The organism is Luteimonas sp. FCS-9 (assembly GCF_001014645.1).
In the GTDB taxonomy this organism is placed as follows: domain Bacteria; phylum Pseudomonadota; class Gammaproteobacteria; order Xanthomonadales; family Xanthomonadaceae; genus Luteimonas.
This window is the reverse complement of sequence record NZ_LASZ01000007.1, coordinates 127758-153172: the sequence shown is the minus strand read 5'-3', so window position 1 is coordinate 153172 and position 25415 is coordinate 127758. Positions and strand designations below refer to the sequence as shown.

The window sequence follows — 25415 nt, the reverse complement described above, 5'->3', positions numbered from 1 at the left end:
AATTTGCAAGTCGAAGAACTGTCCCTCATCTGCGAAGGAATTGATGAAAGTGCTCCGAACACGTTTCGGCACGCTACGCTAAGCAAGCATATGACTCCCCTTCTCAAGGGGCCGATTTTACCTACACCACGGAAGGCGCGCGTAATGACAAAACGCATTACCACGGCAGGCGAACTGCATAGACACCTCAATGAGCTGCAGAACTTCAACTTCGGACCTGACAAGCGTGATGAGAGTCTGTATGAGCATCTAAAGTTATCGCTGGGCCTGCCAGAGGGAGAGTTCCTTCTGGCATTAGACAAGGCGCAGACAAGTTCGGCCGCGTACCTCGCCGCACTGATGTCTGCTGCCGCCCCTTTCTCGATGATGTATCGAGGTATTCTTGACTATTGCAAGAAGACCGAAACACGGAAAACTGCAGAAAGCACTCATGTCCAGTGGGACATCGTGATCGACGGCATGCGCGTTCCCTTCTCATTAGAGAACCTGCGTATTTACGATAAGATCGAATCCTTCGTGAAACCCGATCTTAAGAAATGGTGTGGAACGAAGAATGCTGTCATGAATTGGCTCAGTCATGAAGTATTCCAGGAGGTTTCAAATGGCCTCGCCAATTATGCATTTGATTGGAATTCCATCAAGCTATTCCGAATCTTGAAAGATGCGCATGAGCGGGCTCCCGAGGATTTCAAGGGGATTTTCAAGGGGCTTACCAATCTTTATATTCAGCCCGAGCATGGGCCGGCCCCTGCTGATCTGTGCCTGCGGATCACGGAGCACGAGAATTACAGAAAACACCTGGATTCGGTGCAGAAGACTTTCGGGGAGTCATCTTTAATAGAAGTAGCCAGTCAATTCATTGAATTGCCGATGTGGAAGTTCCGCTGGCAGATCTACGAAATCTGGATTCTTTGCACCGTTCTAAAACAGCTTGAGCAAGTTGGCTTCGAACTTAAGCCGAGCGACGACAGTCGCTCGCTTCTAGAGCTCGGTCATAAAGCAATCGTTGCCATCGGGCCAAACAAAACTGGCGCCGTTGTGTACCAGCCGACCTACACGAATAGTACGGGCAATTCTGTCAAGCCTGATGTCGCGGTGACTTTGAGTGATGACGTCAGTCACAATGCTGTGGAGCTGATCGTAGAAGCCAAGCAGCGATTTAACTTGGCAAAGGACCATGTTAATGAAGTGGCGAGGAATTACAGCGCCGCAGTCTCCGATGTCGGCAGAGTCATCGTAGTCAACTACGACCATTTAGGTTCTTTGATATCTACCGATTACGACAGTGTGATACTTCTTGGTAACGTGCGGCCGAGCTCGGAGGGAGAGAAGTCTCTAAAGCAAGGAATCGCCCGATCTCCGTTATCGCGAGGGCTTCGCGAAGAAGTCTGGTATGTGGATGTATCGATGAGCATGAAACAATATATTACCCCGGAGTTGCGCGGTTATCTTCGAGGTCGCGAAGCGTTTGCCTTGCGAGTTACATCGTTCTCATTCGCGCTCGAGGTGACCAAGGTCTGCGTGGATGAAATACGAGAGTTGGTAGGTCTCTCTGATTTGCCCTGCGATCCAATGTACGAAGGGAAGGGAATCTTCGCGTTGCAGCAACATGCTAACGAAATGCGTAAGTCCAAGCCAAACGCGCGAATCTATGTAGTGAGCGATTTGGCTCAGAAGTTCCGCGCGCTGGCGGAAGGGTTCGAAGATGGAATTCACTTACTCCATCCCACTGAGCTTGATGCTGATCGCATCTACCCTTCTTGAGCTTCGTGATTGGGCTGGCGCGCGAGGAAGAGTGAGTCGAGATCGCGTACGGCCAGAACCGGACGATCTTCAATCAGCCATCAGGGCGGCAGTCCAATCGCCTATCGGGTCGCAGAGTCTAGAAGCGTCTCACGCATCAACGATCGCGGCTCAGCCTCTCGATGAGGTAGTCGATCAGGAATCTGGTTTTCATCGGCAGATGTCGGCGACTCGGATAGACGACCTCGATTAGAATCGGTGCAGTAGCGTAACCAGGAGCGACGTACTGCAGTCGCCCTGCTGCCACCTCCGGTTCCAAGAAGCTCATGCGCCCGGCGCATTGGATCGCTGTGCTCGCTCCTTCATGTCGAACCAGATCACCGACTACCGGCGAGAGAAGGTCCCGGCGCTATCGAGCAACAACCAGAAGCCCTCTAGAGATTAAATCACGAGCGAACAAGAGTGCTCTTCTGGCTCGCGCCCTTGCAACCTGTCTGCCTGAATTATTCGCAATTATGGGAATGCCCATAATTCACCATAATTGCCATGTCCATCCATCGGCCGATGCTGCAGCTCGCACTCTGAGCCCCCGAAATCGTCGATACTGTAGTCCGATGCTTGGTAACACCGTGGCGACAGGAGGTACGCGCCACAGCCCGCATCGAGTGGAGAAGAGCGTGATTTTCAGGGGGCGCGCACTTCCTTGCACGTTGGTACATCGCGTCGAGGACCGTACGCGCCATAAGGACGAACTCAGGAGGAGTGTCCCGTGGCGAACTTTCTTTATGTACCCATCTTGAGATGGAAGCAAGGCGAGCAAGGCGCTTTGAAGCATGTGGTGGCAGGCGATCGCCAGCGCATGCTTCCGATCGCAGATGTCCAGATCCTAGAAAGCGGCGTCGCCCAGCCAAAGCTGATCCAGCAGATGTCGAGATCGGCTGGTGAAGAGCACCCCATCGGCATCGATTTGACCGACGCCTACACCGGTGGCCCCGTGCCGCATGCAGCATTGGTAGACGTCTGCCTGCGTCTTCGCCGCGAAGGAATCAAGGCGTGGCCTACGATTCGCGCGACCGCAGGCTTGGCAGATTTCGCCGGATTGATGGTGTTCAAGGGCTTTGAAGCCTTGATCATCCGCGCAAGGCCCGGCATCAAGATCAATGAGCTCGATTTCGTGATCGCCGAGACACGAAAGGCCTGTGGTCGACAGACGGCGATCTATCTGGTGCTGGATCTGTACGCAGTCGGCGAGCGCGATCCTGTCGCCGAAGCGGCCGCGATCGCAGGCGTCGTCGCCCACTACTGCAGCATGCCGGGACTGACGCAGGTCGCATTCGCAGCGGGATCATTTCCGATGAGCCTGGGTGGTTTGAAGCCTGGCATCAACAACTTCATCGTGCGTCAGGAAGTGGCCATCTGGCAGGCGCTCAAGACCAACGCTGGATGCGAGCGCGTGGTGTTCGGGGACTACGGCGTGACGAACCCTGAGCCCCTTGAGGAGATTGATCCGACCAAGATGAACCCTGCCGCCGCCATTCGGTATGCATTGCCGACGCAGTGGCGAATCATTCGAGGATCAGGCGTGCGAAGCAAGGGCAAGGGTGGCATGGGCCAGTACAACGACCTGTGCCGTCTGCTGATTGCGCTACCGGACTACTCAGGTAAGGAGTTCAGTTACGGCGATGAGCGTTATAACTTCCACGCTCAGCCGGGCACGTCCTCAGGCAGCTACATGACGTGGCGGCGCGACGCCACCAGCCACCACATCGTTCTGACGGTTCGCGCTTTGGCCACGGGGGCGATGTGATCGGGCCTGCAAGTCCTCTCTCGTAGAGAGGCTGCGCAGAACGCGTTTGCGCAAAGCATCGATCGAGATCTGCTCGGCAATGATCGCCTGAAGATCTCCTCTGGTCGCTCGGGCCCGCACAACGGGTCCGAGCGTCTCGATTACGAATTCGTACGCATCTTCTCGCCACAGCATGGCCGCGAGCGACGCAGCGTCTTGGCGTCCGTGGCTCACGGCGGCCCGGCGCTCCTGAACCATGACGCCTTCTTCTGTGCGTTGGGCGATCCAAACGCCCCACCAGGCCGGAAGCAGGGCCTCGACCTGCTCGACATAGGCAGAAGTGGTCACAATCGTCAGCGCGTCAAACACCTCATGGTAGGCGTGCATCTGACGCGCCAAGCGATCGAGTGTGTCGAAGTCGCTCTTGATCTCAAACCCGCTCAGTCTGTCGGAGGCCACGGCAACATCGACTCGCGCTGAGCCGATCCCGAGCTCTTCAATCAAGACGTGGTCATGACTGCCGGACCCCAGCAGTTGCGCGAGGACCGCCGTGCGGATTTCCTGCTCGGTCAGCGGATGGGGGCGGTATGCCATGCGTCGATTATCGCATAAGCTATGCGAATATGCAAAATAGGACGCACTCCACCAACCCGCTTCTGCTCGATCTTCGCGTCGCGTTGCGTGAAGCGATGCGGGTGCGCGGACATACGCAGATAGACGTCTCAAGGCTGACTGGGATGCCGCAAAGTCAAATCAGCCGTTTCTTGCGTGGCGGCGGGAAGCGACTGACGCCGCACCTGAGCGCTCTATGCACATATGCGGGTTTTGATCCAGAAACGCATAACGTGGGTGCTGACGCAAATTCTGAGCTGTCGCAGCTTTTGCGTGAGGTGATCGGTGACAATGCCGCCGCCGCACAGGCGCTGTTTGTTGTGGTGAAGGCTCTGGCCCCGGCGCTTCAACGCATGCCGGACCAGCGTGCCAAGGAAAGGAGGGCCCGATGACTGCGCTCAATGACATCTATCGCAGCTTGCGAACAGTTGGCCTGACGAGAGGCCAGGTTGCCTCGATCCTGCCTGAGTGGTGGGAGCCCGAGATGGCCCGCACTGCGTCGGGTTTGCGCGAAACCGCCGTGTTGCTAGGGCGCCGTCTCAGCCTCGACGCGGTTGCGTTGCTTGACGGTCGTATCGAGCATGCCAAAGACCTCTCCGCGCCCCGTTACAAGCACACGGTGCGCGTTAGCGAGGAGCAGCTGCGGCCGGCTACGCTGATCGCTTCGTCTTTGGCCAAGGCGATCGTCGGCGCGATGCCTTCGCGCAATGTTTCCCTCGCATCAAGCGCCGAGGTCGTTCGCGAGCAGGTGCTCGAGCAGGCGTCGCGCGTCGACTTCGATTCAATCCTGGACTTCTGCTGGGGCAACGGTATTCCCGTCATCCCCCTTCCTAACCTGCCCAATGGCGTCAGAAAGATGGACGCGGCCGCGATCAAGGTCGGGGCGCGCCCAGTGATCCTGATTGCGTTGCGCAACAACTCCAAGGCGTGGCTAAGCTTTCTGCTCGCCCATGAGCTCGGACATCTTTCGCTCGGCCACGTGGCGACCAACTCCGCTTTGGTGGAGGGCTCGCTCAATGACTCCACAGAGTTCGATGTCGATGCGAACGTGGACAGGCAGGAGGTCGAAGCGAATGAATTCGCAAACCTGCTGCTGAGTGGCGGCCGGTCCGAAGCGATCGTCGCAGCTTGGCCTCGCGACCTGCCGCCCGTGTCGATTGCGACCACTGCAATGGCAGCCGGTACGGAGCTGCGTACTGCGCCAGGACACCTGGTGCTTCGCTACGGCTTCCGCACGCGTCGATGGCCCGATGCTCGATCAGCACTGAATTTCCTCGCTGACGACATGGATGCTCAGGCAGGTCTTGTCGCCCGGTTGCGCGAAGAGATCGATACCCGACGAATCGGCGATGATTTGAGCGATTACGTCCTGCAGATCACCGGCGTGGCCCCGCGGGGCTGAGTCCGATGATTTCCAGGCTCTTGGTCGACAATGACGTTCTGATCAAGCTTGCTCATTGGGGACTTCTCGATCAGCTGCCTGCGTCCTTCGGTCTTCAATGGCACCAGGTCTCGGCACTCGCGTCTCTTCAGTTCAGGGCCCGTCGTCACGACGCCAAAATTTTCAGATCTCCGGAAGCGGCTGATCATCTCAGCGGCTTTCTCGCGCTGACAGGCGAGATCCCACCAGGTGATGCAACCGACATCTCCTGCTTGCAGGGAACAGTCGATCTTGACGCTGGCGAAGTCGAACTCATCGCAGCTTGCTTGGCAGATCCCAATGCAATCCTGCTCTCCGGCGACAAGCGGGCAATGCGGGCTTTGGTCGGCGGCTGCCCGCCCGAGATAGCGGCGAGGCTGCGCGGACGGGTGGTCTGCATTGAGCAACTGCTGATCCTGATCGCGCGGCGGACATCGTGCGCCATCGTCGTGCAAGGTGTCCTTACCAATCGTGAGATGGATTCGGCTGTACGCGCGGTCGTTGCACCGGGCGGCTGTTCGGACGCGCAGTTCTTCGAGGGTATGGACGCATATGTAGAGCACCTGCGCGCCGAGACCGACGTCTTGCTGCTCCAGACATAGCGCGCGCACTCTATGTCATCCCATGCGTTCGCGCGGAAGCCACAAGGACTTCAGGAATGAAATCTCGCTATCCCACGATCTACGAGGCTGATCCCCGAGGACCGGCGATCACCTACGAAGACTTTCTGAAGACCGCCGTCGCAGTTCGTGCGATTCTCGACCTGCTCACGTTGTCATTGCAGGACCTTCCAGAGGGTGACCAAGCAGCCGCTTACAAGCAGATCGGCAGACGCATGAGCGCGGACATCGGCCGTCAGTGGTCTGTTCTCACTGCAATGCAGTACTTGACCGTCCAGCGCGCTGAGAAAGCAATGCGCCATTGGATGGGCGCATTCGAATCGACAGGTCTCTCAAGCGCCCGCCTCGAGGCTGTCGTCGCGATCGCAAACGACTTCTGTGCGAACGGTGTTCCGGGCAAGACGCTTAGCGGCGGTAGAGATGTACGCATTGCCAAGGGGCAAGTCCTTCCACCCGAGACCATGCTTGAGTTGATGGGCGTCTCTGTCGAATCGATCAATGGGGTGATCATGGGAGCTCATCGATCGCAATCGGCCAAGGGCGTTGCGAGCTAGCTTCTCTGATGAAAAGCGCAAGAACGCATGTGGAGCTAGCTCATGCATCCACCGCTCTGCAAGGAGACAATATCTCCATCGGCAAAGTCAGTTGTATCGAAGAAGCGTTCCTGCAATCACGCTTGATCGCGGGCCGAAGGCCTGGAACCTCTGAGTACTTGGCGTGCTCTAGGGGCGCTGAAGTGGGATTGCTCATTTTTGAGGAGTACCCAAATCACGCCTTCGGTCTGATTTATGAAGTCGTCGTCTTGGAACCCTATCGCCGCTTGGGGATCGGGCTACAGTGAACCTGCTCCCCGAGAGCGGACGCTAAGAAGCACGGGGTCACGCGGCCAGCTTCAGCTTCTTGGCATAGTCGTTGGGTGACAGGTAGCCGAGCGCGGAGTGCAGGCGAGTGGGATTGTAGAAGCCGTGAATGTAGCTGGCGATGGCGACGTGGGCGGCGGCTTTGGTCTCGTACACGGCCGTGGCCTCTTCGTTCTTGAGCGAGGCAAAGAAGCTCTCGGCCACGGCGTTGTCCCAGCAGTTGCCCTTGCGGCTCATGCTGGGCACTAAGCCGTGCGCGGTCAGGGTCTTGCCGAACTCGCCACTGGCGTATTGGCTGCCGCGGTCGGAGTGGAACAGTACGCCGGCGCCGACCGGCGAGGCCGACCAGGCGTTGAGGAAGGCTTGCCGCACCAGGTCATCGGGCATGCGCTCGGACAGGCGGTAGCCGAGCACCTGCGGGTGCGCAGGTCCAGCACGGCGGCCAGGTACAGCCAACCTTCGCGGGTCGGCAGGTAGGTAATGTCGCCGACCCAGGCCGGCATCGGGCTGTCCACGGCGAACTGACGATCCAGCCGGTTCTCGGCCACCGGCCGGTGATGCCGGCTATCGGTGGTACGCGGCGTGAAGCGGCCCTTGGCCTTGCCGCGCAAGCCCTCCTCGCGCATCAGCCGGGCCACACGCTTATGCCCCATCACGTGGGCACAGGCCCGCAGCGCCCGCACCATGCGGGGGCGACCGTAGGTGCCACGGCTGCCGGCGTGGATAGTGCGCAGGGCCGCCTCCGGATCCGGTTGACCTTGCCGGTGCAGATAGTCGTGGAAGCCAGAGACCGAGACCGCGAGCACCCGGCATAGTGCCCTGAGTGGATAACGAGTCCGTTGTTCAGCGACGAAGGCGTACCTCACTTGGACTCCCTGGCGAAGAACGCCGTCGCTTTTTTTAGGATTTCGCGCTCCATCTTGAGCGTCGCGTTCTCGGCCCGCAGGCGGGCCACTTCACTCTCAAGATCACCGACCGGTTTGCGGCTGGGTGAATTGAGCGGCAGACCGGCTCGCGACGCGTCCAGCCAGTTGCCCAGGGTCTTGACCGACATGTCCAGCTGCCGGGCGGCCTTGGCTCGGCCGATGGATTCGGCCAGGGTGATTGCCTGAGCCTTGAAGTCGTCGGTGTAGCGACGACGGGAAACACGTTGCATGGGAACCTCCAGGTGCGATGAAAGTATCGCTTCCTGGCGTCCGTTTCAGCGGGACAGGTTCACTAGACGGTTGCACCCGGCCGCCGGCGCGGCTCAGCCGGCCTTGGCCCGCTGGTCGAACGCGGCGCGGGCCTGCTCGATGGTCTCGAGATTCTGCTGCGCCCAGATCCAGACGCCGCAGAACGCCGCGCCCAGGCCCAGGCCGAGGTCGGTCAGCCGGTACTCCACCTTCGGCGGCACGACCGGATGCACGGTGCGGACGACCAGGCCCTCGCGCTCCATCTCGCGCAGGGTCTGGGTGAGCATCTTCTGGCTGATGCCGGTCACGTGCCTGGCGAGCTGGGTGAAGCGCAACTCGCCGTGTTCGGCCAGCACATCCAGCACGATCATCGTCCACTTGTCCGCGACCCGCCCGATGACGTCGTTGACCAGCGTCTCGACGCGCGGGTCGAGCGGGGCCTGCGCCGACAGCGTGCGCTGGACCTCGGCGTGCCTGGCGGCATCGATCGGCATGTTCACTCTCCTTTTGGTGGGTATGAAACTTTCGGGTGCCTACTTCCTTGCAGGGAGTGTGGACTCTACGCTGTTTTCCACGCGGACGCAGGCCCACCCGAGCCGTCCGTCGGCGTGGCGGCCCTCTCCGGCCCGATGCGCCCTCCGCGGCGACGCCGCGTTCCCTCACCCACAGAAGGACGAGTCCCATGCAAGCGACAGGCAACACGATGCTGATCACCGGCGCCGGCTCGGGCATCGGCCGCGCGCTGGCGCGGCGGTTCCACGACCAGGGCAACACGGTCGTCGTGACCGGCCGGCGGCTGCAGCCGCTGCACGACACGATCGACGGCCGCGCGCGGATGCACGCGTTCGCGCTGGACATCGACGATCCGGCGGCGATCGCCGCATTCGTGCCGCAGGTGCTGGCCGCGCACCCGGACCTCAACGTGCTGGTCAACAACGCCGGGATCATGCGCTACGACGATCTCGCGTCCGGAGGCGACCTGCATGACGCGGAGGCGCAGGTCGTCACCAACCTGCTGGGGCCGATCCGGCTGACCAACGCGCTGGTCGGGCACCTGCGCGCGCGGCCGGATGCGGCGATCGTCAACGTGTCCTCGGGCCTGGCCTTCGTGCCGCGCGCGGATGCGGCGGTGTACAGCGCCACCAAGGCCGCGGTGCACGTCTACACGCAGGGCCTGCGGCACCAGCTGGCGGGCCGCGTGCGGGTGATCGAACTGGTGCCGCCGGCGATCCAGACCGAGCTCACGCCCGGCCAGTCCACGCGCGAGGGCTACCTGCCGCTGGATGCGTACATCGACGAGGTCATGACGCTGTTCGCGGCGCCGGTGCCCGACGAGATCGTCGTGGCGCGCGCGCGCGTCCAGCGCCTGGCCGAGCGCGAGGGGCGGTTCGACGAGGTGTTCGACCGCATCAACGCCGCCGCGGCCGCGCAGCCGCGCTGACCGCCGCCCCCGTCCGTTCGCACGGCGGCGGTCTCGCCACCTGCGGCCTGCCATCTGGAGATGCCCGTGCCCGAGTCCGACCCCCATGCCCCCGCCCCGCGCCCCGGCGATGCGCCGGACCCGACCCGGCGGGGCCTGCTGACCGCAGCCGCCGTGGCGCCTAGCGCGCTGCTGGCCGGCGTCGCCCGTGCGGACGACGTCGCGGGCGTTGCGCCCGGCGCCGGCAAGGCCGCGCTGATCACCGGCGCCTCGCGCGGCATCGGCGCGGCGATCGCCCGGCGCCTGGCACGCGATGGCTACCGTGTGACGGTCAACTACCTGCGCAGCCGCGAGCTCGCCGCCGGTCTCGTGCGCGAGATCGAAACGGCGGGCGGCCAGGCGATCGCCGTCCAGGCCGACGTCGCCGACGCCGCCGCGGTGGGGCGGCTGTTCGATGCGCACCAGCGCGCATTCGGGCGCTTCGACGTCGTCGTCGCCAACGCCGGCATCCAGCGGCTGGGCACGTTCGCCGGCATGGACGACGCGGACTACGCGCGGCTGATCGCGGTCAACATGACCGGCTGCTTCCACATCCTGCGCGAAGCGGCGCGGCGGATCGTCGACGGCGGCCGCATCGTCGCGCTGTCGTCGGGCACCACGCGCCTGCGCCCGCCGACCTACGGCCCGTACGCGGCGAGCAAGGCCGCGATCGAGGTCTTCGTCAACATCCTCGCCAAGGAACTCGCGGGCCGGCAGGTGTCGGTCAACGCGGTCTCGCCGGGGACGACCCGCACGCCGCTGTTCACCGACGGCAAGACGCCCGACCAGATCGCCGCCTTCGCCCGGCAGACGCCGCACGGGCGTCTCGGCGCGCCGGCGGACATCGCCGATGTCGTGGCGCTGCTGGCCGGCCCGCGCGGCGGCTGGATCAACGGCCAGGTGATCGGCGCCAACGGCGGGCTGGTCTGACGCCCGCGCCACGACGCTTCCCCTGCGCGCGATGCATGCGCGCCCAACCTTCGAGGAACCCGCCATGTCCACGTACGCCCCCATCGATCCCGCCATGCCCGACCGCACCCGCCGCAGCCTGCTGGCCGCCGCCGCAGTGGCGGGCCCCGCCGCAGTGATGATGGGCGCGACCGGTACCGCCACCGCGGCGGCGCCGCAGACGCGTCCCGCCCGCGGCCAGGTCGCCCTGGTTACCGGGTCGTCCCGCGGCATCGGCGCGGCCACCGCCCGGCGCCTGGCGCGCGACGGCTTCGACGTCACCGTCAACTACCTGCGCAATGCGGGGCTCGCAGCGGACGTGGTCCGGCAGATCGAGGGCGAGGGCGGGCGTGCGATCGCGGTGCAGGCCGACGTCGCCGACCCCGCGGCGGTCGCGCGCCTGTTCGACGCCGGCGAACAGGCCTTCGGCGGCGTCGACGTGGTCGTCAGCAACGCCGGCATCATGCGCCTGGCGCCGCTGCGCGACCTCGCCGACGACGACTTCGACCGGATGCTGGCGGTCAACGTGAAGGGGAGCTTCAACGTGCTGCGCGAGGCGGCCCGGCGCGTGCGCGACGGCGGGCGCATCGTCGCGCTGTCGTCGAGCATCACCCAGCTGCGCAGCCCGACCTATGCGGCGTACGCGGCGTCCAAGGCCGCGCAGGAGCTGTTCGCCAACATCCTGGCCAAGGAACTCGCGGGGCGGATGATCTCGGTCAACGCAGTGGCGCCGGGGCTGGTCGACACGACGCTGTTCACCGACGGCAAGACGCCCGAGCAGATCGCCGGCTTCGCGCAGCGCACGCCGCACGGGCGCTTGGCCCGGCCGGAGGACATCGCCGACGTCGTGTCCGCGCTGTGCGGCGCGGACGGCGGCTGGATCAATGGCCAGACCGTGTTCGCGAACGGCGGCATCGTCTGATCCGTGCGGCAGCACGGGCGTCGCGCTCTTTCGCGCACGCCCGATGCTGCCGGCCTGTCCGCGCCGACGGTGCCGGCGCGCATCGCGGCGCGCGGCCGGCGTCAGCCTGCGCTCCTGCGCAAGCGGAACGCCGCGGCCTTCATGCGATTGCCGCACACGGCCATGCTGCACCAGCGGCGCCGGTGCGACTTCGTGGTGTCGAGGAACACCAGGCTGCAGTCGTGCGCCTCGCAGGTGCGGACATGGCGCAGGTCCGACTCCGCCAGCAACTGCGCGATGGCGTCGGCGACCGGATACAGCAGGCTCGCGGCATCGCGGCCGCGCGGGCGCGATGCCGGCAGCGGCCGCGCACGCGCGTCGTCCCAGACCAGGCGGCGGACCGGCTGGCCGGCATCCAGCACGCCGTTGAGGGTGCGCATGTCGGCGGCATGGCCTGCTTGCGCGGCGGCGACCAGCGTCCGCGCTTCCTCGCGCAAGGCGCGCGCCTGCGCGGCGATGCCGCGCGGTGCGCGGTCGACGCCGTCGGGCAAGACGCCGGCCTGCGCCAGCCAGTCGAGCACGCTGCGGTCGCTGGCCAGGCAGTCGCGCCGCTCGGCGCCCGTGCCGAACGCCGTGTTGATGAAGTCCAGGCCGAGATGATTGGCGATGAAGTGCGGGTCGACCGGATGCTCGGACATGGCGTAACCGTCAATGGTGTGTTTGACAGGTTACAGCGCGTCTGCGTAACCTTCAATTCGACATTTTGATGGTTACTACGAGGAGACGACGATGACGACGGGCACCCAGCGCGCCGCCCCCGGCCCGGCGACGACCGGACCCGCACCGGACACGAACACCGCACGTCGGGCCGATGCGCCCGCGGTGCGTCACCGCTATGCGCAGGTCGGCGACGTGCGGCTCTTCTACCGCGAGGCCGGGCGTTCCGACGCCCCGGCGGTGCTGCTGCTGCACGGCTACGCGGCCTCGTCCTACATGTACCGGGATCTGATCGTCGCGCTGGCCGATCGCTATCGCGTGGTCGCCCCCGACCTGCCGGCCTTCGGGTACACCGAATCGCCCGCCCGCGGCGACTACGCCTACACGTTCGAGAACCTGGCGCGCACGATCGACCTGTTCACGACCCAGCTCGCGCTGGACCGCTACGCGCTGGTGGTGCACGACTACGGCGCCCCGGTGGGCTGGCGCCTGGCGATTGCGCATCCGGACCGGGTGACGGCCATCGTCTCGCAGAACGGCAACGCCTACGAGGAAGGCCTCGGCGCCGGCTGGGCACCGATCCGGACCTACTGGGACGCGCCGACGCCGCGCAACCGCGAGGCCCTGCGCGACTTCCCGACGCCGGCCTCGATCAAGTGGCAGTACCTGGAGGGCGTGCCGGATCCGAGCCTGGTGGCGCCCGACGGCTACACGCTCGAGGGCCTGCAGGTGCAGCGCCCGGGCATCGCGGAGATCCAGCTCGACCTGTTGCTGGACTACGCCTCCAATGTCGCGCTGTATCCGCGGTTCCAGGATTACTTCCGCACGCACCGCCCGCCGCTGCTGGCGACCTGGGGCGCGCACGATCCGTTCTTCCTGCCGGCCGGTGCGCAGGCCTGGACGCGCGACATCCCCGACGCCGACATCCGCTTCTACGACACCGGCCACTTCGCGCTCGAGACGCACGGCGCGGAGATCGTGCCGGTGATCCGCGCGTTCCTCGACGCCAACGCAGGCCGCTGGCGGTAGGCGTGCGTCGGCGTGCGGTCTCCGGTCCGCCCGTCGAGAGCGTCCGGTCGGCGGCGTCCGTATCGCGCAGCCCGCTGCGCGCCCCGAGCACGCGACGGGCGTCGTTCCGGTTCGGCACGCGCGCGATCGTCGAACCGGCACGGCGCGACCTTGCCGTCCGGCCCGCGCAGCCGCGCAGCCGCACCGTCGTGCGCGGAGCGCCGGCGAGCGCGTCCGCCGCCCGATACGCTGACGCGCTCAGGCCGGCGGTTGCAGCGCGAACAGAGCAACGGCGGCGCGCTCGGAACGGGTCTGGCACGGCGAGGAATCCGACAGCGGCCTCAAGTTGCGGTCACGCACCGTCGAAGCGCGCGGCGTGCCGGGCCAGGAACGCGTCGGCCTCCGCGCGCAGCCAGTCGCCGACCGCGACGACGGCCGGCGTCGCGACGGCATCGGGTGCGACCAGCAGCCTGAAATCGTGGCCGTCGAGCACCGGGCCGAACGGCACGCGCAGCAGGCCGTCCTCGAGCGCGTCGGCGACCAGCGCGACGCTCGCCAGCGCGATGCCCTGGCCGGCGATCGCGGCCTGGATCGCATGCGCCTCGTCCGAGAACCCGAGTTCGCCGCCGTGCGCGTCCGGCAGGCCGGCGGCGCGGTACCAGCGTGGCCAGTCGGGCGTGTGGGCATCCTGCAGGCGCCACGCGAAGCGCAGCCGCGGCACCGTCGCCAGCGCCTCGATCCCGTCGGGCGCCACACCCGGCGCGCACACCGGGACGAAGCGGCCCGGCAGCAGCGGGTGGGTGACGACCTGCCGGCCCGGCGCAGGGCCGTAGCGGATCGCCAGGTCCGCGGTGCCCGCGCCCAGGCGGACCGGCGCATCGGCCGCATGCAGGTGCAGGTCGACGTCCGGCGCCGCGGCGGCGAGCGCGGGCAGGCGCGGCAGCAGCCAGCGCGCGGCGAACCCGCGCGTGGTGCTCAGCGCGACCGCCGGCCGGCGCGCGTGCCGGTGCAGGTCGGCAACCGCGGCCGCGATGCCCGCGAAGCCGTCGTGGACGGCCGGGTACAACCGCTGCCCGGTCTCGGTCAGCCGGACCCGGCGCACTTCGCGCACGAACAGCCGCAGCCCCAGCCAGTCCTCCAGCTGGCGGATGCGGTGGCTGACCGCGGTGGGCGTGAGCGACAGCTCGCCGGCCGCGGCCTTGAAGCTCTGCCGCCGCGCGGCGGCCTCGAACGCGCGCAGTGCGCTCAGCGGGGGCAGGCGGCCGGGCGCTTCGTGCATGAGGAGGATTCATCCATCGGTTGAGGAACCATCGTTTGTCGGCGCCGAGGCCGGGCGGGAATCATCGATCAGCGCTTCGCGGCGCCATTCTCCCCCGGCTTCGACAGGTGAACCATGATCAGCTTGCTCCACATCGACGGCAGTGCGCGCACGGGCCGCTCCGGCGAGGATTCCCACGGCTCGCACACCCGCCGGCTCGGCGCCCGCTTCGTCGCGCGCTGGCGCCGGCGGCGCCCCGACGACCACGTCGCGTACCGCGACGTCGGCCAGGCCCCGCCGGCACCGGTCGACGGCCGCTGGATCCATGCCGCGTTCACACCGCCGGCGCAACGGGCGCCGTGGATGACCGCGCGGCTGGCCGAGAGCGACGCGCTCGTCGACGAACTGCTCGCCAGCGACCTGATCGTCGCGGGCGTGCCGATGTACAACTTCGGCATGCCGGCGCAGGTCAAGGCGTGGATCGACAACGTGGTGCGCGTGGGCCGCACCTTCGGCTTCGACCGCGCGCGCGACGGTGCGCCGTACTGGCCGCTGCTGGCCGGCCAGGGCCGGCGCGCGGTGCTGCTGGGCGCGCGCGGCGACCACGGCTACGACGCGGGCGGGCGGCACGCGGCCGACAACCACGTCGAACGCGGCGTCATGACGCCGTTGCGCTATCTCGGCATCGAGGTCTTCGACTGCGTCGCGGTCGAGTACGACGAGTTCGCCGACGCCCGACTGGCGGCGTCGATCGCGGCCGCCGAAGCGGCGGTGGACGCGCTGGTGGACCGGCTGGCGACGGAGGCCGACGCACGCGAGGCGGCCGCGGCCTCGGCCACCGCTTGACCGCCCGCCCGGGCGCCGCTACCGTGGCGCCGCCATGGTTTTATCGCTTCATGCGAATGAAGCGATTGAATTAAAAGGGAAGCCGGTGCGCCGCGCGATGCGGCAATTCCGGCGCTGCCCCGCAGCGGTAACTGGAAACGACCTCCGTCAATGCACTGGCGCCCGTCCGGGCCGGGAAGCGACGGACAGTAGGCCCGCCACCTTTGAAGGTGGCCCGTCCATGAGCCCGAAGACCTGCCCTGGCCGTCCGCGTCGACAGGCGCGGACGTACGACCTGGGGCCTCCGCGGGGAGGCGGACGGGCATCGCGCCGCGCATTGCCGCGGCCGGTCCCGCACGTCTGCGCGCAGCTCCGGTTCGCCCGAGGGGGCGAAGGTCGGCCGTGCGGCGGGCGGGCGCGTCTCGGGCGCGGCGCGGCCGTGCGGACCCTTCGTTCCTCAATCCCACGCATTGAGGACGTTTCCACATGACACGCATCACCAATCTCGGATTCCCCCGCATCGGCGCCAAGCGCGAGCTCAAGCGGGCCGTCGAGCGCCACTGGCGTGGCGAGAGCGACGCCGCGCAACTGCAGGCGACCGCGCGCGAACTGCGCCTGCGCCACTGGCGCCTGCAGCGCGAGGCCGGCGTCGACACGCCGCCGAGCAACGACTTCTCGCTCTACGACCAGGTGCTCGATGCCGCGTTCGGTTTCGACGCGATCCCCGAGCGCTACCGCGCGCTCGCCGACGCCGACCCGCTGGCCGGCTACTTCGCGCTCGCGCGCGGTCACCAGAAGGACGGCATCGACCTGCACGCGCTGGAGATGACCAAGTGGTTCGACACCAACTACCACTACCTGGTGCCCGAGCTGCAGGCCGGCCAGCGCTTCGCGCTGCGCGACGACAAGCCGGTGCGCGAGTACCTGGAGGCCAGGGCCGCGGGTATCGAGACCCGGCCGGTGCTGATCGGCCCGGTCACGCTGCTGTGGCTGTCGAAGACCGTCGACGGCAGCGATCGCTTCGCGCTGCTCGACGCGCTGCTGCCCGCCTACGCCGAGCTGCTCGCCCGGCTGCACGCGGCCGGCGCGCAATGGGTGCAGATCGACGAGCCCGCGCTGGTGCTCGATCTCGACGCCACCGCGCGCGCCGCCTACACCCGGGCCTACGCCGCGCTCGCCCAGGGCCCGAGGCCGCAGCTGCTGCTGGCGACCTACTTCGGCGCGCTCGACGACAACCTGCCGCTGGCCGCGTCGCTGCCGGTCGACGGCCTGCACGTCGACCTGGTGCGCGGGCGCGAGCAGCTCGACGCGGTGCTCGGTGCGCTGCCGGCCGGGCGCACGCTGTCGCTGGGCCTGGTCGACGGCCGCAACATCTGGCGCACGCGGCTGGACGAGGCACTGGTGCTGGCGCGCTACGCGATCGAGGCGCGCGGCGACGACGCGGTCTGGCTGGCGCCGTCGTGTTCGCTGCTGCACGTGCCGGTGGACCTGGTCCACGAGAAGGCGCTCGACGCCGAACTGCGCGGCTGGCTGGCGTTCGCACGGCAGAAGCTCGACGAACTGCGGCTGCTGTCCGATGCGCTGGCCGATCCGAACGCCGCCGAGCCGGCGCTGGCGCAGGCGCGCGAGGCGATCGCCGCGCGGCGCGCCTCGCCGCGCGTGCAGCGATCCGAGGTCGCCGCACGCGTCGCCGCGCTCGACGCGTCCGCCACGCATCGCACGTCCCCGTTCGCCCGGCGCCGCGCCGCGCAGGACGCGCTGCGTCCGCTGCCGCTGCTGCCCACGACCACGATCGGCTCGTTCCCGCAGACGCTCGAGGTGCGCGAGGCGCGCGCCGCGCACAAGTCGGGCAGGCTGGCGCAGGCCGACTACGATGCGTTCGTCGCCACGCAGATCGAGCACTGCGTGCGCGTGCAGGAAGCCATCGGCCTGGACGTGCTGGTGCACGGCGAGTTCGAGCGCAACGACATGGTCGAGTATTTCGGTGAGCAGCTCGACGGCTTTGCGTTCACGAAGAGCGGCTGGGTGCAGAGCTACGGCTCGCGCTGCGTGAAGCCGCCGGTGATCTACGGCGACGTCGCGCGCCCGGCGCCGATGACCGTGCGCTGGTCTCGTTTCGCGCAGTCGCTGACCGACCGGCCGATGAAGGGCATGCTGACCGGCCCGGTGACGGTGCTGCAGTGGTCGTTCGTGCGCGACGACCAGTCGCGCGCCGACACCTGCCGGCAGATCGCGCTGGCGCTGCGCGACGAGGTGACCGACCTGGAGGCGGCCGGCATCGGCGTGATCCAGATCGACGAGCCCGCGCTGCGCGAGGGCCTGCCGCTGCGCCGCGCCGACTGGGCGGGCTATCTGGACTGGGCGGTCGAGAGCTTCCGCATCAGCGCCTCGGGCGTGGCCGACACCACCCAGATCCACACCCACATGTGCTACTCGGAGTTCAACGACATCATCGAGGCGGTCGCGGCGATGGACGCCGACGTGATCTCGATCGAGACCTCGCGCTCGCGCATGGAACTGCTCGACGCGTTCGTGCGGTTCGAGTATCCCAACGGCATCGGCCCGGGCGTCTACGACATCCATTCCCCGCGCGTGCCCGACGTCGAGGAGATGACCGCGCTGCTGCACCGGGCGGCCGAACTGATCCCGGTCGCGCAGCTCTGGGTCAACCCCGACTGCGGCCTCAAGACCCGCGGCTGGCCGGAGACGCAGGCCGCGCTCGAAGCGCTGGTCGAGGCGGCCCGGCGCCTGCGTGCGGAACTGCCGGCGACCCGGGCCGCTTGAGTCCACGCCGCATGCCGGGTCGGCCGGCATGCGGTGTCCGTTCCAGGAGCGGCCGTGCACCGCGACGCTTGGGGGCACGGCCCGCCGCGTGTACGGCGCGGCCGTGACGCGCCTGGCCGTGGCGCTTTGGGCCTGCAATGCGATTCCCCGTTCCTGCCACGCGGTATGCTGGGAACAGATCGCCATTGCAGCCAAGCCGTGTCCGCTCGCCCCCCGCCCATGCCCGTCGAACTCCGAAGAATCGGCGTGATCGTCCTGGAGGACAACGACGCGTTGCGAGACGAGATCCTCGTGCCCGGCCTGCAAGACTTCGGCTTCGACGCCGCCGGCGCGGCCAGCGCCGGCGGCCTGTACCGGGCGATGCTCGAGCGCCGCTTCGACCTGGCCGTGCTCGACATCGGCCTGCCGGACGAGAGCGGGCTCAGCGTGGTCGCGCACCTGCGCAAGGTGTCGCCGCGGACGGGCGTGGTCATGCTCACCGCCAACCGCGGACGTGACGATCAGGTGCGTGCGCTCAGCCAAGGCGCCGACGCCTTCCTGCGCAAGCCGGTCGACATCGAGGTGCTGGCGCTGACCCTGCGCAACCTGGCGCAGCGGCTCGCCGGCGAGGATGCCCCGCGCGAGTCCGCAGCGCCGCCGGCCGGCCGCTGGCGGCTGCAGTCCGACGGCTGGTGCCTGGCCGCGCCCGACGGCCGGGTCGCGCCACTGACCGCCTCCGAGCGCAGCGTGATGCGCGCGCTCGATGCGCGGCGTGGCCGCACGGTCGCGCGCGAAGCGCTGATCGCCGCCCTGGTCGAGGACGTCGATGCGTTCGATCCGCATCGCCTGGAGATGCTGATGCACCGGCTGCGCCGCAAGGCGGCCGGCATTGCCGACAAGGGCCAGGCGCTGCCGCTGAAGGCCACGCGCGGGGTGGGCTACCTGCTCGCCGAGTGAGGTGCGGGCGCGGCCAGCGCCTCGGCCGCGGCCAGCGGCAGGCGGATGTCGAAGCGGCTGCCCGCGCCGATCCGGCTGTGCGCTTCGATGCGCCCGCCGGCCGCCTCGACCATCTCGCGTACCAGCGACAGCCCCAGCCCGGTGCCCTGCCCGATCGGCTTGGTGGTGTAGAAGGGTTCGAAAATGTGCGGCAGCACGGCCTCGGGTATGCCGCAGCCATCGTCGGCCAGCTGCAGCCGCACGGCATCGCCCGCGGCCGTAGTCGCGCACTCGATGGCGAAGCGCCCGCGCTCGTGCATCGCATCGCGGGCGTTGGCGGCGATGTTGAGCACCACCAGTTCCAGCTGGTCGCGGTCCATCGTCACCGGCAGTGCTTCTGCGGGCGTATCCAGGCGGACCTGCACCTCCGCGCCGAACAGCTGCCGCACCATCGGCTGCAGCTCGCGCAGCGCCTCGCCGATGTCGAAGCGCTCGGGCCGGCCCTTCGGCCGCCGGCTGAAGTTGAGCAGCTTGCGGCTGAGCGCGAGCGCGCGGCGCGAGGCGATCTCGATCCCCCCCATCGCGTCGAGCAGCGCCGCGGTGCCGCGATCGGCGAGCTGCTCGCGGCGCTTCGCGTAGCCGGCGATGACGTTGATGATGTTGTCGAAGTCGTGGGTCACGCCCGAGGCCAGCCGGCCGACCAGTTCCATCTTCTGTGCGTGGATCAGCTGTTCCTGCGCGCGCTCGCGCTCGGCCATCTCCCGGCGCAGCTGCGCGTTGACGCGCTCGAGCTCGTGGCGGCCCCGGTCCGACTCGGCCAGGCTTTCGCGCAGCGCGGCCACGGTGCGGTCCAGCAGCAGGGTGATCAGCAGGTAGGCGCCGATCGTCACCAGCGCCAGCCCGGACAGCCGCAGCGAGGAATGCGCGGGCGTACCCAGGGACCGCGCCAGCTCGGCCAGCGCGCTGCCCGCGCAGATCGCCGCCAGCACCGCGAACACGCCCCACAGCGCGCGCCGTCCCAGCACCAGCCCGGCGATCGCCAGCGGCAGCAGCGGGACCGGATCGGTGGCCAATTCGCCCACGCCCAGACGCGAATAGGCGATCGCCAGACTGGCCAGCAGCGCGACGACGAAGAACTTCACCCCCGTCCGCAGCAGGCCGCGCCTGACCAGCCAAAGGCTGGTCCACGACACCGCCCCGACCAGCAGCGTGCAGGCCAGGCCGAACCAGGCATCGAGCGGGACCGGCGGATGCGGCGCGCGCAGCCGCAGTGCATAGAGCGCCACGCTGGAGAAGGTGATCAGGCCCACGACGGCGAACAGCAGCTGCAGGAAAGGCGCGTTGCGCCGGTCGACCGGATCGGCGATCGGGACCCGACCGGACCAGCGCGGGAGGGAGCGGGGCGTGGAGCCGGTGCGCAACGGATGTGACCGCGAGGGGGAAGCGGTCGGACAGCCTACCGCAAACTCACGGCAGTCGTGAGTTCCGGAAATATTTCTTTGTCTTCAACAATTTGCGTGAGTGACATCAGGATGAAACCTTGGCCATGATCGGTCCTCGCGGCGCGCGCGCATCGCCTCGCCGCCCGCCGACAGGATGCCGGCCTCTTCCGTCTGTGGCGGCCAGACAATCAACTCGGGGAATGACGTGAACGGGATCTATTGCAAGGTGTGGAATCGTGCGTTGGGGCAGTACGTCGTGGCCTCCGAACTGGCGCGCCGGCACGGCGCGGGGAACGGCGCACGGCGAAACCGCCCGGCGGTGGCGGCCTTGGCCGCGTCGCTGTTGCTGGCGTTCGGTGCGTCCGCGGCGGAGCCGCCTGCCGATGCTGCGACGGCGGTTGAGGAGGGTGGTGAATCCGTCGTGCCCGCCGCGGTCGCGCCGGCGGACTGGTTCCAGGCCACCGGCAGCGAGGACGGCGAGGACGACGTCGGCGCCTGGGCCGAGGGCGAGTACGCCACCGCCGCCGGCGAGGCCAGCAACGCGATCGGCTACGGTGCCTCGGCCTTCGGCGCCGGCGCCACCGTGTTCGGGATCCACGGCACCGCCGTGGGCTATGGCGCGAGCGCATTCGGCAGCAACGCCATCGCGCTCGGCAACGCCGCCGCCGCCACCGCCGACGGCACGCTCGCGATCGGCGGCAAGGCCGTCGACGAGAATGGCGATCCGCTGTTCCGCCGGGTGGACTTCTTCGGCGAGACCATCGAGTTCCTGGGCGGTGAGGCCACCGTCGCCAGCGGCACCGGCGCCACCGCGATCGGCGCCAGCGCCCAGGCCACCGGCGTGCTGGCGACTTCCGCCGGCCTGTACGCGCGCGCGCTGGGCGAGCAGGCCACGGCGATGGGCGCGATCTCGCTGGCCGAGGCCGACTTCAGCACCGCCTACGGCGTGCAGGCGCAGGCGACCGGGGTCGCCTCACTGGCGATCGGCGTGGAGACGCGCGCCACCGCTGCGGAGGGCGTCGCGGTCGGCGGCATGTACGCGACCGGCGGCAGCTACGTGAAGACCGAGGCCAACGGCCAGAGCTCGACCGCGCTGGGCGTCGGCGCCCAGGCCAACGGCCTGCGCTCGGTCTCGCTTGGGGCAACGGCATATTCCTATGGCGACGACTCCATCGCCGCGGGTCGCAACGCGATCACCCACGGCCAGTACGCGCTGGCGATCGGCTACATGGCCCAGGGCAGCAAGGACGGCAACATCGCCATCGGCCAGAACGCGATGGCCAGCGCCGAGAGTGCCACGGTGATCGGCGCCAACGCGCAGACCCACTACCAAGGCCACCAGTCGACCCTGATCGGCGCGAACACGTATGCCGAGGGCATCGTCGGCGGCACCGCGATCGGCCACAACGCGCGCGTGGGCGTCTATCTGCCGCCGGAGAACTGGTGGGAAAACGGCAGTTTCATCGGCGCCAACAGCGTTGCGCTCGGTGCCGACTCGCTTGCCGACCGGGATGATGTGGTCTCCATCGGCAATGCCGGCACCGGCCTGACCCGGCAGATCGCCAACGTCGCCGCCGGCACCGAGTCCACCGACGCGGTGAACGTATCGCAGCTGGAGGAGGTGAGCGGCGTGTTGGACGCGCTGGCCGGCCAGGCGGCACTGTACGACGGCGAGGACAAGTCGCGGCTGACCCTGGCCGGTGCCGAGGGCACGGTGGTGTCGAACGTGGCCGCCGGCACCGCCGACACCGATGCGGTGAACCTGGCGCAGCTGAAGGCGGTGAGCGGCTCGGTGGGCGAACTGGCCGCCAACGCGGTGATCTACGACGGCGAGGACAAGGCGGCGCTGACCCTGGCCGGGGCCGAGGGCACGGTGCTGGGCAACGTGGCAGCGGGCGCGGTGGAGGCCGGCAGCCGGCAGGCGGTCAACGGCGGCCAGTTGCACGCGGGCCTGCAGTCGGCGGCGGACCTGCTGGGCGGCGGCGCGGCGGTGACCGCGTTCGGCACGCTGTCGGCGCCGGCCTACACGATCGGCGAGGGCACCTACCACAGCGTGGGCTCGGCGCTGGGAGCGCTGGATGCGCAGATCGGGCTGCTGGATCGGCGGATCGACGCGCTGGCCACGCATGGCGGGGCCGGCGACGACAAGGTGAGCGTGGGCGGCGACACGGCGTCCAGCGTGGGCGAGGACACCAACGCGGTGGCGGTGGGCTCGGGCGCGCAGGCCAACGGCGAGAACGGGGTGGCGGTGGGCGGCGGTGCCTACGCGCACGGCCCGAACGACGTGGCGCTGGGCGGCAACGCGCGGGTGGAGGCGGACGGCAGCACCGCGGTGGGCGCGAACAGCGCGATCGCGGCGGAGGCGACGAACGCGGTCGCGGTGGGCGAGGGGGCGAGCGTGAGCGCGGCTTCGGGCACCGCACTGGGCCAGGGCGCGAGCGTGACGGCGGAAAACGCGGTGGCACTGGGCCAGGGCTCGGTGGCCGACCGCGCGGACACGGTGTCGGTGGGCAGCGCGGGCAACGAGCGCCAGATCGCCAACGTGGCGGCGGGCACGGCGGACACGGACGCGGCGAATGTGGCCCAGGTCGATGCCGGCGTGGCCGACGCCAAGGCCTACGCAGACACCACGGCCACGCAGGCGGTGACCACCGCCAATGCCTATACCGATGCACGCTTCGGTGCGCTCAACGACAGCTTCGACGGCCTGCGCCGCGAAGTCGACGAGCGCTTCGAGCGCGTGGACCGGCGTTTCGACCGCATGGCGGCGATGAGCGGCGCCTATGCCGGCATGGCGATGAACACCGCCGGCCTGTCGGGCCGCAACCGCGTCGGTGTCGGCGTCGGCGCGCAGGGCGGCGAGGAGGCGCTCGCGGTCGGCTACCAGCGTGCGATCGGCGAGCGTGCCAGCGTGTCGTTCGGCGGCGCCCTCTCGGGCGGCGAGAAGAGCGTGATGGGCGGCGCCGGCTTCAGCTGGTGAGCGGTGCCCACGGGGTTTCGAACCATCATCCAATCGGGGTAACACGCATGCACACGAACAAGTCTCTGGGCCTCGCCGCCGGCGCTGCGCTGGCCATGGCCATCTCGCAGTCGTTGTGGGCCGCGCCGCCGGTCGGCCGCAGCCTGGTCGAGGCGCCGGCCGCGCCGCAGGCGACGACGCAGTTGATCGTCAAGTACCGCACACCGGCCGCGCGCACCCTGTCGGTGGCCACCGCCGCCGACCGCGCCGGCGTGGTCGAACGCGGCCTGGCCGGCGTCGCCGGCAACCGACCGCTGACCGCGCAGGCGCTGCGACGCAGCGCCACCGGGGCCGACGTGGTGCGGCTCTCGCGCCGTCTCGAGGCGGCCGAACTCGGCCGGTTGCTGACGGAACTGCGCCAGGATCCGGCCGTCGAGTACGCCGAACCCGACCAGGTGTTGCATCCGGTCGGGATGCTGACACGCCCCTCAGCGGCGGCCGCACCCGCCGAGGTCGTGCCGGACGATCCGCTCTACGCCACCTACCAGTGGCACCTGCACGGCGAGGCCGGCGGCATCCGCGCACCGGCCGCGTGGGAATCCTCCACCGGGGCCGGCACCGTGGTCGCGGTGATCGACACCGGCATCCTGCCCGGGCATCCGGACCTGCAGGACGGCGACCACGTGCTGGAAGGCTACGACTTCATCAGCAGCGCGTTCTACTCGCGGCGCCCGACCGACGAGCGCGTGCCCGGCGCGCTCGACCACGGCGACTGGCGCGAGGCCACCAACGAATGCAACCTGCCCGCTGCGCCCAGTTCCTGGCACGGCACCCACGTCGCCGGCACCGTGGGCCAGCTCACCCACAACGCGCTCGGCGGTGCCGGCGTCGCCTACGACGCACAGGTGCTGCCGGTGCGCGTGCTCGGCTACTGCGGCGGGCAGATGTCCGACATTGCCGACGCGATCGTCTGGGCCTCCGGCGGCAGCGTCGACGGGGTGCCGGACAATGCCCATCCGGCCGAGGTCATCAACCTCAGCCTGGGCGGCAGCGGCACCTGCAGCGCGACCATGCAGGGCGCGATCGATACCGCGGTGGCCAACGGCAGCACGGTCGTGGTCGCCGCCGGCAACAGCGCGGCCAACACCAGCGGATTCACCCCCGCCAACTGCGCCAACGTCGTCACCGTGGGCGCCACGCGCATCACCGGCGGCATCGCCTACTACTCCAACTTCGGCGCGGCCGTGGACATCGCCGGCCCCGGCGGCGGCGAGCAGGAGGACCCCGGCAACGCGGGCTGGGACGGCTTCGTGGTCCAGGCCGGCTACAGCGGCGAGACCGGCCCCAGCGGCGGCGAGTACGTCAACACCGGCAAGGCCGGCACCTCGATGGCGGCGCCGCACGTGGCGGCCACGGCGGCGCTGGTGCAGAGCGCGCTGGCCGCGGCCGGCAAGCCGGTGCTGAGTCCGGCCGACATGGAAGTCCTGCTGAAGCGGACCTCGCGACCGTTCCCGGTGCCGCCGTCGGCCGTCAGGCCGATCGGTACCGGCATCGTCGATGCCAGCCTGGCGCTGGCGCGGGCGCTCGAAGAGCCCTGCGACCCTGCGGTCGACGACTGCACGGCGACGGCACTGCCGCTGGCCAACGGTGTTCCCCGCACCGGCCTGGCCGACGACGATGCGCGCGAAGCGCTGTACGCCTTCGAGGCGCGGGCCGGCGCGACGCTGTCGTTTCTGACCCTGGCCGGCACCGGCAACGTGCGCCTGTACGTCAAGCGCGACGGCGTGCCGACCGAGCACGACTACGATGCCCGCTCGGTGCGCGCCGGCACCGCCCACACGGTCCGCTTCACCGCGCCGCAGGCCGGCACCTACTACATCAAGCTGGTCGGTGGCACGCGTGGCTACAGCGGGGTGACGCTGATCGGGCGGCAGTAGTCTTGTTCCGACGGGCGGGCGCATGGCGTCCGCCCGTTCGTGCGGA

At 68.3% G+C, this 25415-nt stretch carries 22 protein-coding genes and 1 riboswitch; of the genes, 15 read left to right on the top strand and 7 right to left on the bottom strand.

The window, feature by feature from the left end:
* Positions 1-144: 144 nt before the first annotated feature.
* A complete protein-coding gene (locus tag WQ56_RS18645; RefSeq protein ID WP_156170459.1) occupies positions 145-1764 on the top strand; it encodes a hypothetical protein in 1620 nt (539 codons plus the stop codon).
* Positions 1765-2512: 748 nt separating this feature from the next.
* Entirely contained in the window at positions 2513-3550 is a 1038-nt protein-coding gene (locus WQ56_RS08535; RefSeq protein ID WP_082132291.1) for a beta family protein, read from the top strand.
* Here the strand turns inward: WQ56_RS08535 and WQ56_RS18075 are convergent.
* Positions 3464-4123 (bottom strand): sce7726 family protein, encoded by a 660-nt coding sequence (locus tag WQ56_RS18075; RefSeq protein ID WP_082132290.1) that lies wholly within the window; start codon positions 4121-4123, stop codon positions 3464-3466. The genes WQ56_RS08535 and WQ56_RS18075 overlap by 87 nt on opposite strands.
* On the opposite strand from WQ56_RS18075, the gene WQ56_RS18640 reads away from it, so the two are divergent.
* From WQ56_RS18640 to WQ56_RS08520, 4 genes are read left to right on the top strand one after another with little or no spacing between them, the layout of a single operon-like run.
* Positions 4117-4533, top strand: a complete 417-nt coding sequence (locus WQ56_RS18640) for a helix-turn-helix domain-containing protein (RefSeq protein ID WP_156170457.1) — start codon at positions 4117-4119, stop codon at positions 4531-4533. The genes WQ56_RS18075 and WQ56_RS18640 overlap by 7 nt on opposite strands.
* Positions 4530-5543, top strand: a complete 1014-nt coding sequence (locus WQ56_RS08530) for a hypothetical protein (RefSeq protein WP_047136662.1) — start codon at positions 4530-4532, stop codon at positions 5541-5543. Before WQ56_RS18640 ends, WQ56_RS08530 begins: the two co-directional genes overlap by 4 nt.
* Positions 5544-5548: 5 nt before the next feature.
* Positions 5549-6163, top strand: coding sequence for a hypothetical protein (locus WQ56_RS18635; protein WP_156170455.1), 615 nt, complete (start codon positions 5549-5551; stop codon positions 6161-6163).
* 56 nt (positions 6164-6219) lie between these two features.
* Positions 6220-6735, top strand: a complete 516-nt coding sequence (locus tag WQ56_RS08520; RefSeq protein ID WP_047136660.1) for a hypothetical protein — start codon at positions 6220-6222, stop codon at positions 6733-6735.
* 324 nt (positions 6736-7059) lie between these two features.
* Here WQ56_RS08520 and WQ56_RS19290 read toward each other — a convergent pair whose 3' ends face one another.
* The 3 genes from WQ56_RS19290 to WQ56_RS08505 form a co-directional block, all read right to left on the bottom strand.
* Complete coding sequence (locus WQ56_RS19290) at positions 7060-7455, bottom strand: integrase core domain-containing protein (protein WP_343123204.1); 396 nt, start codon at positions 7453-7455, stop codon at positions 7060-7062.
* 448 nt (positions 7456-7903) lie between these two features.
* Entirely contained in the window at positions 7904-8197 is a 294-nt protein-coding gene (locus tag WQ56_RS08510; protein WP_047136659.1) for a transposase, read from the bottom strand.
* 93 nt (positions 8198-8290) lie between these two features.
* Positions 8291-8710, bottom strand: a complete 420-nt coding sequence (locus WQ56_RS08505; RefSeq protein WP_082132289.1) for a helix-turn-helix domain-containing protein — start codon at positions 8708-8710, stop codon at positions 8291-8293.
* Between the two features lie 188 nt (positions 8711-8898).
* Between WQ56_RS08505 and WQ56_RS08500 the strand changes: the two genes are divergently transcribed.
* The 3 genes from WQ56_RS08500 (at position 8899) to WQ56_RS08490 (ending at position 11545) form a co-directional block, all read left to right on the top strand.
* Positions 8899-9657: an SDR family oxidoreductase gene (locus WQ56_RS08500; protein WP_047136658.1), complete on the top strand. Its 759-nt coding sequence runs from the start codon at positions 8899-8901 to the stop codon at positions 9655-9657.
* Positions 9658-9828: 171 nt separating this feature from the next.
* A complete protein-coding gene (locus tag WQ56_RS08495; protein ID WP_231583388.1) occupies positions 9829-10605 on the top strand; it encodes an SDR family oxidoreductase in 777 nt (258 codons plus the stop codon).
* A gap of 160 nt (positions 10606-10765) precedes the next feature.
* Positions 10766-11545 carry an SDR family oxidoreductase gene (locus WQ56_RS08490; protein ID WP_197076461.1) on the top strand — a complete coding sequence of 260 codons (780 nt, stop codon included), beginning with the start codon at positions 10766-10768 and terminating at the stop codon, positions 11543-11545.
* 101 nt (positions 11546-11646) lie between these two features.
* Here WQ56_RS08490 and WQ56_RS08485 read toward each other — a convergent pair whose 3' ends face one another.
* Positions 11647-12222: an ABATE domain-containing protein gene (locus tag WQ56_RS08485; protein ID WP_047136656.1), complete on the bottom strand. Its 576-nt coding sequence runs from the start codon at positions 12220-12222 to the stop codon at positions 11647-11649.
* A gap of 91 nt (positions 12223-12313) precedes the next feature.
* On the opposite strand from WQ56_RS08485, the gene WQ56_RS08480 reads away from it, so the two are divergent.
* Complete coding sequence (locus WQ56_RS08480) at positions 12314-13270, top strand: alpha/beta hydrolase (RefSeq protein WP_082132288.1); 957 nt, start codon at positions 12314-12316, stop codon at positions 13268-13270.
* Between the two features lie 331 nt (positions 13271-13601).
* Here WQ56_RS08480 and WQ56_RS08475 read toward each other — a convergent pair whose 3' ends face one another.
* On the bottom strand, positions 13602-14528 hold the full coding sequence (locus WQ56_RS08475) for a LysR substrate-binding domain-containing protein (RefSeq protein ID WP_047136655.1): 927 nt from the start codon (positions 14526-14528) through the stop codon (positions 13602-13604).
* 114 nt (positions 14529-14642) lie between these two features.
* Here WQ56_RS08475 and WQ56_RS08470 point away from each other — a divergent pair, with 114 nt between their 5' ends.
* From WQ56_RS08470 to WQ56_RS08460, 3 genes are all read left to right on the top strand, one after another.
* Positions 14643-15353: an NAD(P)H-dependent oxidoreductase gene (locus WQ56_RS08470; RefSeq protein WP_047136654.1), complete on the top strand. Its 711-nt coding sequence runs from the start codon at positions 14643-14645 to the stop codon at positions 15351-15353.
* An 18-nt stretch (positions 15354-15371) separates the two neighbouring features.
* A riboswitch (cobalamin riboswitch) is annotated at positions 15372-15610 on the top strand.
* Between the two features lie 208 nt (positions 15611-15818).
* Complete coding sequence (metE, locus tag WQ56_RS08465; RefSeq protein ID WP_047136653.1) at positions 15819-18116, top strand: 5-methyltetrahydropteroyltriglutamate--homocysteine S-methyltransferase; 2298 nt, start codon at positions 15819-15821, stop codon at positions 18114-18116.
* A 219-nt stretch (positions 18117-18335) separates the two neighbouring features.
* Positions 18336-19052: a response regulator transcription factor gene (locus tag WQ56_RS08460; RefSeq protein WP_047136652.1), complete on the top strand. Its 717-nt coding sequence runs from the start codon at positions 18336-18338 to the stop codon at positions 19050-19052.
* Here the strand turns inward: WQ56_RS08460 and WQ56_RS19440 are convergent.
* Complete coding sequence (locus WQ56_RS19440; protein ID WP_052772915.1) at positions 19034-20452, bottom strand: ATP-binding protein; 1419 nt, start codon at positions 20450-20452, stop codon at positions 19034-19036. The two genes, WQ56_RS08460 and WQ56_RS19440, sit on opposite strands and share 19 nt — an antisense overlap.
* A gap of 226 nt (positions 20453-20678) precedes the next feature.
* On the opposite strand from WQ56_RS19440, the gene WQ56_RS08450 reads away from it, so the two are divergent.
* Complete coding sequence (locus WQ56_RS08450; RefSeq protein WP_197076458.1) at positions 20679-23453, top strand: ESPR-type extended signal peptide-containing protein; 2775 nt, start codon at positions 20679-20681, stop codon at positions 23451-23453.
* Positions 23454-23500: 47 nt separating this feature from the next.
* Positions 23501-25369: a S8 family serine peptidase gene (locus WQ56_RS08445; protein ID WP_047136651.1), complete on the top strand. Its 1869-nt coding sequence runs from the start codon at positions 23501-23503 to the stop codon at positions 25367-25369.
* The last annotated feature ends 46 nt before the right edge of the window (positions 25370-25415 follow it).

What these genes read in the sequence shown, in the direction of transcription:
- WQ56_RS18645 (WP_156170459.1), top strand. Translation starts at nt 145, where the DNA reads ATGACAAAACGCATTACCACGGCAGGCGAACTGCATAGACACCTCAAT.
- WQ56_RS18640 (WP_156170457.1), top strand. Translation starts at nt 4,117, where the DNA reads ATGCCATGCGTCGATTATCGCATAAGCTATGCGAATATGCAAAATAGG.
- WQ56_RS18075 (WP_082132290.1), bottom strand. Translation starts at nt 4,123, where the DNA reads ATGGCATACCGCCCCCATCCGCTGACCGAGCAGGAAATCCGCACGGCG.
- WQ56_RS08530 (WP_047136662.1), top strand. Translation starts at nt 4,530, where the DNA reads ATGACTGCGCTCAATGACATCTATCGCAGCTTGCGAACAGTTGGCCTG.
- WQ56_RS18635 (WP_156170455.1), top strand. Translation starts at nt 5,549, where the DNA reads ATGATTTCCAGGCTCTTGGTCGACAATGACGTTCTGATCAAGCTTGCT.
- WQ56_RS08520 (WP_047136660.1), top strand. Translation starts at nt 6,220, where the DNA reads ATGAAATCTCGCTATCCCACGATCTACGAGGCTGATCCCCGAGGACCG.
- WQ56_RS08510 (WP_047136659.1), bottom strand. Translation starts at nt 8,197, where the DNA reads ATGCAACGTGTTTCCCGTCGTCGCTACACCGACGACTTCAAGGCTCAG.
- WQ56_RS08505 (WP_082132289.1), bottom strand. Translation starts at nt 8,710, where the DNA reads ATGCCGATCGATGCCGCCAGGCACGCCGAGGTCCAGCGCACGCTGTCG.
- WQ56_RS08500 (WP_047136658.1), top strand. Translation starts at nt 8,899, where the DNA reads ATGCAAGCGACAGGCAACACGATGCTGATCACCGGCGCCGGCTCGGGC.
- WQ56_RS08490 (WP_197076461.1), top strand. Translation starts at nt 10,766, where the DNA reads ATGGGCGCGACCGGTACCGCCACCGCGGCGGCGCCGCAGACGCGTCCC.
- WQ56_RS08485 (WP_047136656.1), bottom strand. Translation starts at nt 12,222, where the DNA reads ATGTCCGAGCATCCGGTCGACCCGCACTTCATCGCCAATCATCTCGGC.
- WQ56_RS08480 (WP_082132288.1), top strand. Translation starts at nt 12,314, where the DNA reads ATGACGACGGGCACCCAGCGCGCCGCCCCCGGCCCGGCGACGACCGGA.
- WQ56_RS08475 (WP_047136655.1), bottom strand. Translation starts at nt 14,528, where the DNA reads ATGCACGAAGCGCCCGGCCGCCTGCCCCCGCTGAGCGCACTGCGCGCG.
- WQ56_RS08470 (WP_047136654.1), top strand. Translation starts at nt 14,643, where the DNA reads ATGATCAGCTTGCTCCACATCGACGGCAGTGCGCGCACGGGCCGCTCC.
- metE (WP_047136653.1), top strand. Translation starts at nt 15,819, where the DNA reads ATGACACGCATCACCAATCTCGGATTCCCCCGCATCGGCGCCAAGCGC.
- WQ56_RS08460 (WP_047136652.1), top strand. Translation starts at nt 18,336, where the DNA reads ATGCCCGTCGAACTCCGAAGAATCGGCGTGATCGTCCTGGAGGACAAC.
- WQ56_RS08445 (WP_047136651.1), top strand. Translation starts at nt 23,501, where the DNA reads ATGCACACGAACAAGTCTCTGGGCCTCGCCGCCGGCGCTGCGCTGGCC.